The sequence below is a fragment of the Aliiroseovarius conchicola genome, from assembly GCF_041403445.1.
In the GTDB taxonomy this organism is placed as follows: domain Bacteria; phylum Pseudomonadota; class Alphaproteobacteria; order Rhodobacterales; family Rhodobacteraceae; genus Aliiroseovarius; species Aliiroseovarius conchicola.
Window position 1 is genome coordinate 1 of record NZ_JBGEHL010000014.1, and the last position, 14,151, is coordinate 14,151.

The 14,151-nt window shown below is 56.1% G+C and carries 13 protein-coding genes and 2 pseudogenes; 11 read left to right on the top strand and 4 right to left on the bottom strand.

Going from position 1 to position 14,151, the window contains the following annotated elements; all coding sequences use genetic code 11:
- From V6N04_RS19010 to creD, 3 genes and pseudogenes are all read left to right on the top strand, one after another.
- Nucleotides 1-112, top strand: a pseudogene (locus tag V6N04_RS19010) (IS200/IS605 family transposase); the annotation flags it as partial.
- 2 nt (nt 113-114) lie between these two features.
- Nucleotides 115-312: pseudogene (locus tag V6N04_RS19015) on the top strand (hypothetical protein); the annotation flags it as partial.
- Nucleotides 313-374: 62 nt separating this feature from the next.
- Entirely contained in the window at nt 375-1,814 is a 1,440-nt protein-coding gene (creD, locus tag V6N04_RS16420) for a cell envelope integrity protein CreD (protein WP_371171280.1), read from the top strand.
- Nucleotides 1,815-1,873: 59 nt separating this feature from the next.
- Here the strand turns inward: creD and deoD are convergent, their stop codons facing one another.
- The gene (gene deoD / locus V6N04_RS16425; RefSeq protein ID WP_371171281.1) at nt 1,874-2,578 is read right to left on the bottom strand and encodes a purine-nucleoside phosphorylase; all 705 of its coding nucleotides are present in this window, start codon (nt 2,576-2,578) and stop codon (nt 1,874-1,876) included.
- A gap of 48 nt (nt 2,579-2,626) precedes the next feature.
- Between deoD and V6N04_RS16430 the strand changes: the two genes are divergently transcribed.
- Complete coding sequence (locus V6N04_RS16430) at nt 2,627-3,151, top strand: DUF4329 domain-containing protein (RefSeq protein WP_371171282.1); 525 nt, start codon at nt 2,627-2,629, stop codon at nt 3,149-3,151.
- A 3-nt stretch (nt 3,152-3,154) separates the two neighbouring features.
- Here the strand turns inward: V6N04_RS16430 and V6N04_RS16435 are convergent, their stop codons facing one another.
- Nucleotides 3,155-5,131, bottom strand: coding sequence for a methylmalonyl-CoA mutase family protein (locus V6N04_RS16435; protein WP_371171283.1), 1,977 nt, complete (start codon nt 5,129-5,131; stop codon nt 3,155-3,157).
- Between the two features lie 217 nt (nt 5,132-5,348).
- On the opposite strand from V6N04_RS16435, the gene V6N04_RS16440 reads away from it, so the two are divergent.
- The 7 genes from V6N04_RS16440 (at nt 5,349) to V6N04_RS16470 (ending at nt 12,426) form a co-directional block, all read left to right on the top strand.
- Complete coding sequence (locus V6N04_RS16440) at nt 5,349-6,788, top strand: 1-acyl-sn-glycerol-3-phosphate acyltransferase (RefSeq protein WP_371171339.1); 1,440 nt, start codon at nt 5,349-5,351, stop codon at nt 6,786-6,788.
- A 154-nt stretch (nt 6,789-6,942) separates the two neighbouring features.
- The gene (gene ccrA / locus V6N04_RS16445; protein ID WP_371171284.1) at nt 6,943-8,232 is read left to right on the top strand and encodes a crotonyl-CoA carboxylase/reductase; all 1,290 of its coding nucleotides are present in this window, start codon (nt 6,943-6,945) and stop codon (nt 8,230-8,232) included.
- A 255-nt stretch (nt 8,233-8,487) separates the two neighbouring features.
- Entirely contained in the window at nt 8,488-8,703 is a 216-nt protein-coding gene (locus V6N04_RS16450; protein ID WP_371171285.1) for a hypothetical protein, read from the top strand.
- Complete coding sequence (locus V6N04_RS16455) at nt 8,648-9,361, top strand: helix-turn-helix transcriptional regulator (protein WP_371171286.1); 714 nt, start codon at nt 8,648-8,650, stop codon at nt 9,359-9,361. The genes V6N04_RS16450 and V6N04_RS16455 overlap by 56 nt, the downstream gene beginning before the upstream one ends.
- 90 nt (nt 9,362-9,451) lie before the next feature.
- A complete protein-coding gene (locus V6N04_RS16460) occupies nt 9,452-10,102 on the top strand; it encodes an acyl-homoserine-lactone synthase (protein WP_371171287.1) in 651 nt (216 codons plus the stop codon).
- 64 nt (nt 10,103-10,166) lie between these two features.
- Complete coding sequence (locus V6N04_RS16465) at nt 10,167-11,705, top strand: ATP-dependent DNA helicase (protein ID WP_371171288.1); 1,539 nt, start codon at nt 10,167-10,169, stop codon at nt 11,703-11,705.
- Nucleotides 11,698-12,426 (top strand): SDR family oxidoreductase, encoded by a 729-nt coding sequence (locus V6N04_RS16470; RefSeq protein ID WP_371171289.1) that lies wholly within the window; start codon nt 11,698-11,700, stop codon nt 12,424-12,426. Before V6N04_RS16465 ends, V6N04_RS16470 begins: the two co-directional genes overlap by 8 nt.
- A gap of 8 nt (nt 12,427-12,434) precedes the next feature.
- On the opposite strand, the gene V6N04_RS16475 is transcribed toward V6N04_RS16470, so the two are convergent.
- The gene (locus tag V6N04_RS16475; RefSeq protein ID WP_371171290.1) at nt 12,435-13,202 is read right to left on the bottom strand and encodes a TIGR02186 family protein; all 768 of its coding nucleotides are present in this window, start codon (nt 13,200-13,202) and stop codon (nt 12,435-12,437) included.
- The gene (locus V6N04_RS16480; RefSeq protein WP_371171292.1) at nt 13,202-14,116 is read right to left on the bottom strand and encodes a sulfite exporter TauE/SafE family protein; all 915 of its coding nucleotides are present in this window, start codon (nt 14,114-14,116) and stop codon (nt 13,202-13,204) included. Before V6N04_RS16480 ends, V6N04_RS16475 begins: the two co-directional genes overlap by 1 nt.
- Between the last annotated feature and the right edge of the window lie 35 nt (nt 14,117-14,151).

Sequence of the window (14,151 nt, forward strand, 5' to 3'; positions counted from 1 at the left end):
GCGATTTTGGGGCCGTGGGTATTTCTCGACCACCAACGGTGCCATCACAGAGGACATCGTACTTCAGTACTTGGAAAATCACATCGCCGATCCTACCGGCGCCAGCCGGTAGTCGTTCAGTTTTTTGCCGAGATAGATTTGCTGGGCGCGCTCAGCGCGTGCCCGGGCGGCGATTGTTCTTCTGAACATAGTTCGGACGAGGCCGCCTGCTATCCGTTGCTGGTCGAAGTGTTCGCGCCCGCAGATGGTGCTTTGACAGGTTGGGAATCGCCGAAACACAGCGGCTATGACCAGACACATGGCCGCGAATAACAAAGGCTTGTCGCCGCTCTGCTTTGGCATATTCTACAACCCAAATTAGTGTGGAGTATCCAATGCGATCCTTAGGTTGGCGTTTTGTTATTGTTGGCATTCTTTGCCTTGTGATGTTCATCCCGTTGATGATGGTGTCTGACATCGTCAACTCGCGGCGGGCATATTCCGAAGATACGATCAGGACTGTTGGTCAGGAATGGGGTGGGGCGCAAACAATCTCGGGCCCGCAAATCGTCGTGCCGGTGAAAGCGCGGGTCAAGGTGAGCGAGCTGCGCAACGTCATTGACCCCGAGACCGGGCTGGTGGAACGCGACCCTGAAACTGGCAAGAACCTTCAAAAACTGGTCGAGGAAGAGCGGGTCGAAACACGCGAGCCGTTGTTTATCTATCCCGACCTCTTTGATGTCCAGGTCACGACCGAAACGCAGATGCGCCACCGTGGTATTTTTCAAGTGCCGGTCTATCAGGCGGTGGCGGACATCTCGGCCCAGTTTCCATTTGACCGGGTTGAGGCGACATTAAACGAGGGCGAATACGCCGTTTGGGATCAGTCCGAATTTCGGCTGTCTGTAAGCTCAAATCGCGCATTGCGCGGCGAGGCCAGTCTGATCGTAGACGGCCAAAGCCTGCTATTGGAACCTCTTAGCGGTCAGGCCGGTTTGCGGGCCGATCTTGCGGATGCCAAGGCGATGAAGGACTTTGTGCTTTCGCTTTCCTTTAACGGTGCGTCGGACCTTCGGGTGGCACCGGTGGGGCGTACCAGCAATGTGCAGATGATCAGCGATTGGCCGGACCCCAGCTTCGGCGGTGCGTTTTTGCCCGACGGATCAGACATCAATGAAACCGGCTTCACGGCGACTTGGACGATCCCACACCTTGCCCGCAGCCTGCCACAGATTTCTCGGGTCGATATGGAGCGCACCGCACGCGATCAAACGGCCTTTGGGGTCAGCTTTTATCAGCCCAATGACTTTTACCAAAAGGCATGGAGGGCGGCGCGGTATGGCATTTTGTTCGTGTCGCTTACGTTCCTAACAGTCCTGTTGATCGACATGCAAAGCCGCAAACCTGTGCACCCGGTGCAGTATTTGCTGATCGGGTTATCTCAGGCGGTGTTTACGCTACTTATGCTGGCGTATGCCGAACAAGTTGGCTTTGGGATGGCCTATCTCGGGGCCGCCGCCGCGCTGGTTTTGCTGTTGGTCATGTTTGGCAGGTTTGCCCTGAAGCTCGGGTCCCGAGTCTGGGTGCTGGGGGCGATGTTGGTGCTGCTGTATGCTGTGCTCTATCTGATCCTCTATTCCACCGACTACGCTTTGCTGGCCGGCGCGACGCTGGCGTTTGTGGCGATCGGGGCCACGATGTATGCCACCAGAAACGAAGAATGGTATGGCGAGGATGGGCCGGGGCAAGGTTGGTTTGGTCGCCGAAAGGCACAAAAACCGTGGCCTGAAGCCGCCCCAAAACCTGACGCATCGGCTCCGCTCGAAAAAGGTTAAGACACAAAGCAAAAGAGGCGCCAATTGGCGCCTCTTTTTAGTTAGTTCAACTGGGATTCTTACGCGAAGGCCGCTTCCAGAGCGATCTCGATCATATCACCGAAGCTCTTTTCACGTTGGTCCGACGGCAGTGCTTCACCGGTTTGCAAGTGATCTGACACGGTCATGATGCCCAAAGCACGCACACCGTAACGATTGGCGAGCATATATAGTTCGGCCGCCTCCATCTCGACCCCGAGAATGCCGTGACGGGTCATCTGTTCGTTTAGATCAGGGCGCTCGTCATAGAACGTGTCCGAGCTGTAGATGCCGCCCACATGGACGCCCACATCGCGGGTGCGGGCCGCGGCAACCGCCGCCTCCAGCAGGCCATAATCAGCGCAAGGCGAGAAATTCAGCTCGCGGAACATGGTGCTGGACGGCGTTGCAACGGTCGTGCAAGTCATAGCGATCACAACGTCACGCACTTTGACCTGAGGCTGCATCCCGCCGCAAGACCCGACGCGGATCAGCGTCTTTGCCCCGTAGTCGCGGATCAATTCGTTGGCATAGATCGACAAGCTGGGCATGCCCATCCCGGACCCTTGGATCGAGACGCGATTGCCTTTGTAAGTACCTGTAAAGCCAAGCATTCCGCGCACTTCGTTGACAAGCTCTGCGCCCTCTAGAAAATTCTCGGCCGCCCAACGTGCGCGGTATGGATCACCGGGCATAAGGACAGTTTCAGCGATTTGGCCGGGTTCGGCCCCGATGTGGATGGTCATGTGAAGCTCCTATGGGTAAGGTCACGCAAAATGATGCCGGAGTATCTTATGCGTAAATTGTTCTTTGCCCTCTTTATCGTCCCTCTTCCTGCCCTAGCGCAAGAGCCCGGAGAGCTTCAGTTGGTCAAGAAGGTGTTTGCCAAACTGCAGCCGATTTCGATTAAGGCCAATCGCGAATTCTGCGGGTATATCGGATATAGTGACAGCGGCAAGTTGGTCGCCTCGAAGGCAAAACGGGGGCGTAAGGGATCTTGCCTGCCCGATGATCCGCTAAATATTGAAACGATTATCGCATCATATCACACCCATGGGGCGTTCTCGCGCCGTTATGCAAACGAGGTGCCATCGGGCGAGGATATGGAAGGTGATGAAGCCGAAGGTATTGACGGATGGGTTGCGACGCCGGGCGGACGCCTTTGGTACGTCGACAGCGAAGATATGGTGACCAGTCAAATTTGCGGCATCGGTTGTCTGCCGATGGATGCAAAATTTGAAGAAGGTGACATGGGCAAGGTTGCCCAATCCTATTCCTACGATCAACTTGTTAAGAAACTGGGTTCTTTGGACGAATAGCGTCTATTCAGCAGCAACCGATTTGGGCGCGACCAGTGTCACGATGTCTTCCATGATCGTGTTCAGCTCGAAATCCTTGGGCGTATAAACCTTAGCCACGCCCATGGCGCGGAGGCGTTCGGCGTCGTCATCGGGGATGATGCCACCCGCCACAACAGGCACATCGCCCAGACCGGCTTCTTTCATTCGGTGGATCAACTCTTCAAGAAGCGGGATGTGACTGCCGGACAAGATTGACAGGCCGACCACATGTGCCTTTGTCTCGAGCGCCGAGGCGACCAGTTCTTCGGGTGTCAGGCGGATGCCTTCATAGGTGATGTCCATTCCGCAATCGCGGGCGCGGGCGGCGATTTGCTCCGCCCCGTTTGAGTGACCGTCCAGCCCGGGTTTGCCGACAAGAAAGGTCAAGCGGCGGCCAAGGGCATCGGACACAGCATCTACGCGGGCGCGGATTTCATCCAGCCCCTCGGTGCGGTTCGATGGGTTCTTGGACACACCAGTCGGCGCGCGATACTGGCCGAAGGTTTGGCGCATAACCTCGCCCCATTCGCCGGTTGTCACGCCAGCTTTTGCAGCTGCAATGGACGAGGGCATGATGTTCTCGCCTGACTTGGCGGCGGCGCGCAGGGCGTTCAACGCTTTGGTCACATCCGCGTCGTTGCGATCCGTCCGCCATTGTTCCAAACGTGTGATTTGATCCGCTTCGGCCTCTTGGTCGGCGACCATGATCGCTCCATCCCCGGCGGTCAGTGGGCTTTCTGTGGTTTCAAGCCACTTGTTCACGCCAACAACAGTGGTGTCTCCGACCTCGATCTTGCCGATGCGCGCGGCGTTTGATTCCACCAGACGCGACTTCATGTATTCGATGGCTGCCACGGCGCCCCCCATACCGTCGATCTGCGCCAGTTCAGCCCGGGCCCCGTCCTTCAACTCGGATACCTTGCTTTCCACTGCTGGGTTTTCATCAAAGAGGTCATCGAACTCCAGAAGGTCGGTCTCATACGCCAAAATTTGCTGCATACGAAGCGACCACTGCTGGTCCCACGGGCGGGGCAGGCCAAGCGCTTCGTTCCAAGCGGGCAGCTGCACCGCACGGGCGCGGGCGTTTTTCGACAGGGTCACCGCCAGCATCTCGATCAGGATGCGGTAGACGTTATTTTCTGGCTGCTGCTCGGTCAGGCCAAGCGAGTTGACCTGCACACCGTAACGGAAGCGGCGGAACTTGGGGTCCTCGACACCATAGCGTTCGCGGGTGATCTCGTCCCACAGCTCCACAAAGGCGCGCATCTTGCACAGCTCTGTGACGAAGCGAATGCCGGCGTTCACGAAGAAGCTGATGCGGCCGACCATAGCGGGGAAAGCCTCGGCAGGGACTTTTTCCTTTAGGTCATCCAAAACGGCGATCGCCGTGGCCAATGCAAATGCCAGTTCTTCCTCGGGCGTCGCGCCAGCTTCTTGCAGGTGATAGGAACACACGTTCATCGGGTTCCATTTGGGCAGGTGCTCGCGCGTATAAGCGGCGACATCTGTGATCATGCGCAGTGATGGTTTCGGTGGGCATACATAGGTGCCACGGCTTAGATACTCTTTGATGATGTCGTTCTGAACCGTGCCCTGCAATTTCGAGACATCGGCGCCCTGTTCTTCGGCGGCGGCGATATAGAGCGACAATAGCCATGGCGCAGTAGCGTTGATCGTCATCGAAGTGTTCATCTGCTCAAGCGGAATGTCTTTGAACAGCGCGCGCATGTCGCCCAGATGGCTTAACGGTACACCTACCTTACCAACTTCGCCGCGCGACAGCTTGTGGTCACTGTCATAGCCCGTTTGTGTGGGCAGATCGAAGGCAACGGAAAGTCCGGTCTGACCTTTGGCCAGATTGGTGCGGTAAAGCTCGTTCGAGGCTTTCGCGGTCGAATGACCCGCATAGGTGCGGAAAAGCCAAGGGCGGGCCGGGGCATTCGGGCTGTTCGAAGACATGGCAGAGACTCACCTTATGTTGCGCTGCAGCATTTTTCGCAGACGCAAGAATATTACGCAAGGGGGGATTTTTATCGGAACAATATTACGTCATGCTTTGTTTGGGCTGGGTTGCGGACCGGAACCCGTCGCGTGCACTTGGTTCGGTCACAAAATCGCTGGTGTGCTATGCCTTTACCTTGCCGCTGTTTCCTGAAAATCTAGCGCAATGACGCGTATGGTGGAATTGCCTCTTTGGTTGCTAATTCTGGTCCTGGCCTTTGCCATCGTGACCTTTGCCTCGCATTTTTTGTTCCCATCTGTTCGCTGGTTTTTCCGAAAGCGACTGGAACGGGCCGTGGCGCAACTGAACGAAAAGCTCGAGCGCCCGATTGAGCCCTTTAAGCTCGCGCGCCGCTACGACATGGTTCAGCGTCTGTCCTATGACCCCGAGGTTGCTAAGGCGATTGTCGAACACGCCCGCAAGTCCGGAGTGCCAGAGCAGGTCGCGTTTGAGCAGGCGCAGCGCTATGCCCGCGAAATCGTCCCTCGGTTTTCGGCAACGGCCTATTTCGGCTTTGGTATCTGGATCGCAAAACTTCTGAGCCGAGCGTTCTATCGCGTGCGCCTTGGCGCGTTTGACGAGGCGCGATTGAGCGAGATCGACGCAGATTCGACAGTGGTATTTGTGATGAACCACCGTTCGAACATGGACTATGTGTTGGTCACTTGGCTTGCGGCAGAGCGATCTCATCTTTCTTATGCGGTCGGAGAATGGGCGCGGGTTTGGCCACTTAGAACGCTCATCCGGTCCATGGGCGCCTATTTTATCCGCCGCAAAAGCCGCAATGCGCTCTATCGCAAAGTGCTGTCGCGCTATGTGCGGTTGGCAACGGACGGCGGCGTCACACAGGCCATGTTCCCTGAAGGCGGGCTAAGCCTGAACGGGACCGTAGGCGGGCCGAAGCTTGGTCTGCTGAGTTATCTCGTTCAGGACTTCGATCCTGAACAGAACCGAAATGTGGTCTTCGTACCTGTTGCAATGAACTATGACCGCGTTCTTGAGGATCGGGTTCTGGTGACGGCGGACATCAAAGGCAATCGCCGGTTTGGGCTACGCTTCAAGTACGTTGCGCGCCATGTGGGGCGACATTTCTGGCAGCGCCTGACCGGCAAGTTCCATCGCTTTGGCTATGCAAGTGTGTCGTTCGGGGCACCTTTGTCGTTAGAGGGCTTTCTGGCAGATCACACATCAGAAGATGTGCTTGAGGATTTGGGCGAGGAGTTGATGTCCCGTATTCGCGATGTTGTACCGGTCTTACCGGTTCCGCTGGTCGCCGCAATCATGCTTGAAGGTGAAGTACACACGCGTCAGCAGATCGAAGTGCGCTTCAAGGAGCTCATTGCAGATATGGAGGGCAAAGGTGCGCATGTACATTTGCCGCGTGGTGATCTGTCATATGCTGCCGAGGTTGGCATTAGATTATTAAAGCTGCGTAAGCTGATCACTGAGACGGGCGAAGGGGCGGACGCGATATTCAAGATCAACCAACCTGATCGGTTGATCCTAGCCTATTATGCCAACTCCATCGCGCATCTGTCCGATCAAATCAGCACCGTTCATATCTCGGACCTGACTCCGGCTGAAGTCGCGGATGCAGTCGTTTTGCCAGAATGACGATATGGATACGGAATTTCAGCGCGACATAAAATTACAAAAATAGATCAATTGAGGTTGCAATCTTGCGAGCTGATCCGTAATGCTGCATTAGCAGCCGCATTTCTGCACTGCGGCACAAGAATCAGATAACGCGCAACTTCAGGAGGCCCTCATGGCTTTGGACACGCAACCCAGCATCGCGGAATACGATGCCCCGAAAAAAGACCTGTACGAAATCGGCGAAATGCCACCCTTGGGTCATGTGCCCGAGCAAATGTATGCTTGGGCGATCCGCCGCGAGCGTCAAGGTGAGCCCAATCAGGCGATGCAAGTAGAGGTCGTTGAAACACCCAAGCTGGACAGCCACGAGGTGTTGGTGATGGTGATGGCGGCCGGTGTGAACTATAACGGCATCTGGGCAGGTCTTGGCGTGCCGATCAGCATGTTCGACGTTCACAAACAGGACTATCACGTTGCGGGATCAGACGCCTCCGGCATCGTCTGGGCTGTCGGTGACAAGGTGAAAAGCTGGAAAGTGGGCGACGAAGTCGTGATCCACTGTAACCAGGACGATGGCGATGATGAGGAATGCAACGGCGGCGACCCGATGTATTCACCAAGCCAGCGGATCTGGGGCTATGAGACACCAGATGGGTCTTTTGCGCAGTTTACCCGCGTTCAGGCGCAGCAGTTGCTGCCGCGCCCCAAGCACCTGACCTGGGAAGAAAGCGCCTGCTACACGCTGACACTGGCGACCGCGTACCGGATGCTGTTTGGTCACCACCCACACGAATTGAAGCCCGGCCAAAACGTGTTGGTCTGGGGCGCTTCGGGCGGTTTGGGTTCCTATGCCATCCAGCTGGCCAACGCGGCTGGTGCGAACGCCATCGGCGTGATCTCGGGCGAAGACAAGCGTGACTTCGTATTGGGTCTGGGCGCTAAGGGTGTGATCAACCGCAAGGAGTTCGACTGTTGGGGACAATTGCCCACCGTGAACACGCCCGAATATGATGCCTGGTTCAAGGAAGCCCGCCGCTTCGGCAAGGCGATCTGGGAGTTCACAGGCAAAGGTAACAGCGTTGACATCGTGTTTGAACACCCCGGCGAGGCAACCTTCCCGGTATCGAACCTTGTTTGTAAGAAGGGCGGCATGGTCGTGATCTGTGCAGGCACCACCGGCTTCAATTGCACGTTCGACGTGCGGTACACTTGGATGCATCAAAAACGCCTTCAGGGATCGCACTTCGCGCATCTTAAACAAGCCGCATCGGCCAATAAGCTTATGATTGAGCGTCGCATCGACCCTCACATGTCAGAAGTCTTCCCTTGGGATGAAATTCCTGCGGCACACATGAAGATGTATCGAAATGAGCACAAGCCGGGCAACATGTCGGTGCTGGTACAAGCGCCGAAGACTGGGCTTCGTACGTTTGAAGATGCCTTGGAGAGCGCTCCCAAGTAGAGCGGTTTCCCGGTGAAAATCCAGCCCCTCGCTCACTTCGGGCGAGGGGCTTTTTTGTGCGGAATTTGAATGACTTCGTAGGGATAAAAGCCGAATCACCTGAACTGCAAATTTGACCAATTGGTCGATAATACTCGACATCAGTTACTTAGCAAATTTTACCTCGCTATTTATGGGGAGGTCAAATGCGTGAATACAAAGATAAAATTTCACATGCGAAAGTTGTTTTCCCAGAATGCGAGATCGAGGCTTTACATGTCTGACGAATGGATCATTGATGTTCTTACTGACTTGAAAGCTTACGCGGTGAAAAACGGTTTGGACATTACAGCTGAACAGCTGGATGACGCGCGATTGATCGCGATGACCGAAATTGCGAGCGCTTCACGTCAAGAGACGGAGAACACGCGCGTAAATGAGAAATCGGCTGGAAGACCTTGTCTCTACGTTGCAGGCGGCGAGCTCGCTTGAAGATCTTCAAAGCGTAACCGAAGCGCTGCGCGATCACTATGAGGTCGCGCATACGGTCTATCATTGGGTCAATTCCGTGGGCGAAAGATTCGGTGCTGGAACTTACAGCGCGGAGTGGGTTGATCGCTATCTTGAGAAAGACTATCTGCGCATTGACCCAGTGATTTTTGGTTGTTTTCAAAGATTTACACCTGTCGTGTGGAAGGAACTAGACTGGTCGTCGAAAGCTGCACGCGAGATGTATCAGGACGCTATGGACCACGGTCTTGGCAACCAAGGGTTCACCATTCCAATCCGTGGCCCGAACGGTCAATTTGCCCTGTTTACGATGAATAACACGGCTGAAGATGACGTATGGGAAGCCTTTGTTGATGACAATACGCGTGACCTGATGATCATTTCTCATGAGCTCAATAAAAAGGCACTGGAATTCGAAAATTGGGGGCAGGACGGGCAGTCCCCTGCGCTGTCTCCGCGTGAACTATCTGCCATGACCTGCCTGGCCAAGGGGATGAACCGCGCGCAATCAGCGGCTGAGATGAGCATCTCAGAACACACTCTGAGGGTGTATATAGAATCAGCGCGGCACAAATTAGGCGCCATGAATACAACCCATGCGGTAGCGCGTGCGTTGTCGACAGGGATCATAATAGTATAAAATTCGCCTAAAACGCATAAGACATTTGCCTTAATTTAACCATACGGCGACCATGATTTGGCTAACTTATCGGACAAAGGAGCCAAACCGATGCTGCGCTATCTCTATGGTAATGATTTAAACAACTTTCCGCTGCTTGCAGACACCATGTTCCGTGATCGGGCTGAACAATTCTCACGCCGTTTGGGCTGGGACGTTCATGTTGACGAGGCGGGCCACGAGCGGGACGAATACGACGCGATGAATCCGCTCTATGTGATCTGGGAACAGGCCGACGGCCGTCACGGCGGGTCGATGCGATTTCTACCCACGGTGGGACAGACCATGGTCAACGACCACTTTGATCATCTGACCGATGGCGTGCATATCGAAAGCCCGCTGATCTGGGAATGCACGCGCTTTTGCCTCGCTCCAGGTGCGGATCGTCGCGCTTCTGCTGCTTTGGCACTGGGCGCTGGCGAGATCATGGATGCCTTCAAGCTGCGCCATTACGTCGGTGTCTTCGACCCTCGGATGGAACGCATCTATCGCCTGATGGGACTTGAACCGGAAGTGGTTGGCACGTCTGGTGAGGGTAAAGATCGTATCGGGGTCGGCCTTTGGTCGATGAATGACGAGGCGTTCGAACCAACGCTGGAACGCGTCGGTGTAAGCCGTGAGACCAGCAAGAATTGGCTGCGGTATTCGCTGGGCCTTGGCCAGCGTGTCACTACACCAGAGGCGATGCCCGCCACCGCGTAAGATTATCGGACCAACATGCGCCTAGTTGCTGGCGCATGATTAGAGCGCAGGTTAGGGTCGCGCTATGACCACAGGCGCGCCCCTGACCTACTCTGACGACCAAGCTGACGCCCATGACCGCGTGGCAGAAATGCTGCGTGGCGCGGGCGTTAATCTTGACGATGCCCTCCTTACGCCACTGTCCGACGGCAAGTCCCATGTGATGGCTGTCATCGGGAAAGCGGGTTCCGGCAAAACCATGCTGTTGGCCGAGCTTTATAAGGCTTTGGAAGAGGCTGGCGTCGATATTGTGTCGGGTGATTGGGAAGGGAAACGGCGCAAGGATCGCCGTACACTTGCCATACTGGCCCCCACCAATAAAGCCGCCAGTGTATTGCGCAATCGCGGGGTTCCAGCGACGACGATCCACCGGATCCTTTACACGCCCGTCTACGACCCGGAGTACGAGAAAATTGCCGAATGGCTGGCAGGCAATGGTGAACGACCGGAAATCGAGGGGTTAACGGACGAGGCGCTGGACCGGGCTTACGCGTTTTATCAGGCCCAGAAATCGATACCCGGTGCGCTCGCCGCTGCTGGACTGCGTGGGTCCGATTTCATAACAGGCTGGAAACGCCGGGATGATCCGTTGGACATCGGCTTTGTTGATGAAAGCTCGATGTTGGATGAAAAGCAATTCAACGATCTAAGAGAGATATTCCCAACACTTGTTCTGTTTGGTGATCCCGCGCAATTGGCTCCGGTTGGTCAGTCCGGCGAGATGATTTTTGATCGTTTGGGTGACAAACGAAAGATGGTCTTGCACCGTATCCATAGGCAGGAACTGGACAATCCGATCCTTGATCTGGCTCATGCGCTTGCGGATGACACGCTGGATTTTCCGGCATTTGAACGGATGATCGAGGATGCCGCCGCATCCGATGACCGCGTCGTGCTGGCCCCCCGTGTGAATGCCGATCTGATGGCGCGATCTCCCGTTCTGGTTTGGCGCAATGTGACCCGTGTGCGTTTGATCAGCGCATTCCGAAATGCGTTTGGTGCGCCGGATCATGAACTATTGCCCGGGGAGCCGTTGATCTGCGATGGGATCGAATTGCCATTGAAACACCGCAAGAAGCGCATTGATCTAGAAGCGCGCGGGCTGATTAAAGGGGCGCAATGTGTTTATCTTGGTCCCGGCAAACGCGAAGGCTTTTCTCGGTTGCATGTGTTGGGGGCAGAGGATCCTCAGGTTTCTGCGGCATCTATCATCAAGATCGAGTTGCCGGACGAAGAAGAGCCTTTCATACCCTATGCCGCGCGCATGGGCGCCGCATTTCTGCATGGCGCGGCCGTGACGATCCATAAGGCGCAGGGCTCGCAATGGCCCGAAGTGCAGGTCTTTGCACCCGATATCTGGGCGGCGTCTCGTGCAGGGCGTACCGAAGCTGGTTTGCCGCTTTGGAAGCGTCTGGCCTATGTCGCGATCACGCGGGCCGAGACGCGGCTGCATTGGGTCAAACGCTATGCGATGGCACGGCCCGAAGGCGATCTGTCGACCGGTGATCTGCCGGCCAAACCCGTGGCGCTGGCTTTAGAGGCGCAGGGGGTGGATGATGCCTAGCATCTTGATTACCGGCGCCAGCGCAGGCATCGGCCGCGCAACGGCAGAGTTGTTTTTGGCGGAGGGTTGGATTGTCGGTCTGTTGGCGCGTCGCGAGGATGTGCTTCAAAACATTGCGTCGGACAAGCCGAACGCCATCGTAATTCCGGCGGATGTCTGTGATCCTGCGCAGGTGGCCTCGGCTTTTGGATCGTTCCAATCGCAGGCCGGGCGGCTGGATGTTCTGTTTAACAATGCGGGGCTGTTTACCGAAGCTGCGCCCATCGACGAGGTGCCTGTCGCCGATTGGGACCGTGCGGTTGCAGTAAATTTGACCGGCATGTTTCTTTGCGCACGCGCCGCTTTCAAGCATATGCGCATGCAGGATCCACAGGGTGGGCGGATCATCAACAACGGATCAATCAGCGCCCATGTCCCTCGCGACGGGGCTGTGGCTTACACCGTTACCAAGCATGGGATAACCGGGCTGACCAAACAGTTGAGCCTTGATGGCCGGCCCTTTGATATCGCGTGCGGCCAGATCGATATTGGCAACGCCCGGACCGAGTTGTTGGCGGGTGTTATCGAAAAAGCGGCCAGCGAGGCGGCACCGGTGCCGCCGACCATGGACGTCGGTGATGTGGCCAGATCGGTATTGCACATGGCCCAGCTGCCGCCCGAGGCGAATGTGCAATTCATGACGGTGATGGCGACTAAAATGCCCTATATCGGGCGCGGATAGGCCGTCGCTTAGGTGCGGAGCAGCACACGGAACGCCGCAGACGCGCCCCAGCCAGCGGCAATCGCGATTACCAAAGACAACAGACCATAGATCAATGGCTGTTCATGCGCGAGGTTGTAAATCCAGCGCTCTAACCCGACCTTCTGAACGTCGATAACCGTTTCATATTCCGAGACCACGCGGCCAGCGCGAGTCAGATAGATGCGGGTACGGTAGTCGCCCTCGGTCAAGTTAGCGGGCAGGGCAATGCGGGTGTCAAACAGCGTTTCTTCCTGCAGATTCACTTCACCTTCCATGAGCTTATACAGCCCCGACTTCTCGCGGATACGAATAAGCGCACGGGTAAATTCGCGCGGGTCTTCGTTGGTGAAGGGGTTGTCGCTTATGCGGATCGCGCGTTCGACCGAAATCTGCCGCTGAAGGTCGTCCAGGGTCGATACGGTTTCCTCAAGCGTGCCGGATGTCGCAACGGCATAGAAACTAGGTGCCGCGGCCAGCTCAATTGACTCGGTGTTCACCCAAATGCCAAACCGCTTGGCCTTGTGGCGTACAGTCACGGGATCAGATGGGCCCTCAACAACGACGATCACCTGAAGTGCGTCATCTGTTGGTGGCGGAGTGTCGCGTTTCACCGCACCAAAAATCAGGATTTCCGAACCCACAAACGTGGCGGTGATCGACACATGGTTCTGGCTCAGACCAGCCACGACGCTTTCCGCCCGCAGGGGCAGGGCGCTCAGAACGGTAAGGGCAAGAAGGGCAAACAGACGACGCATCAGTGACCTCCTCCTGTACCGATTTCAAACAGTTCAGAGGGCTGAATTAGCAGATCGAGCGCAAGTTTGCCGCACACGACAAGCACCATAAGCGCCAGCAATACCCGCAACTGCTCTGCTTTAAGCTTCACGCCGATCCGCGCCCCGATCTGCGCCCCGATGACGCCGCCGATCAGCAAAAGCACGGCCAACACCATGTCGACGGTATAGTTGGTTGTGGCATGCAAAAGCGTGGTGAATGCGGTCACAAAGATGATCTGAAACAGTGATGTTCCGACCACGACTTTGGTTGGCATCCCCAAAAGATAGATCATCGCCGGCACCATGATGAAACCACCGCCGACGCCCATGATGGCGGCAAGGATACCAACCAACACGCCCACAAGAATGGGCGGAATGACCGAGATATACAGGCCAGACGTGCGGAACTTCATCTTGAAGGGCAGGTTATGTACCCATGTGTGCTTACGCCGTTTCGGCACGGCACCGCCGCGCGACTTCATCAACGCACGAAGGCTTTCCACAAACATGAGAGAGCCGATAATGCCAAGAAACAGGACGTAGGACAGTTTGACCAACAGGTCGACCTGACCGATGGCTTTCAGGGCGTTAAAGAGCTGTACACCCAGTGCCGCGCCGATCAAGCCACCGACCAGCAACACCCCACCCATCCTGAGGTCCACCGTCTTTCGCTTCAAATGCGCAAGAACGCCAGAAAACGAGCTTGCGACAATCTGGTTGGCCTCGGTCGCAACAGCGACGGCCGGAGGGATGCCGATGAAAAACAGAAGCGGGGTCATCAAGAAGCCACCGCCGACACCAAACATTCCCGAAAGTACGCCCACAAGCCCCCCGAGTCCGAGCAGCAAAAAGGCGTTAACGGAAACCTCGGCGATCGGCAGGTAAATCTGCATAGTGCAATGAACTCTAGGCTGGATGCGTGTCTGTG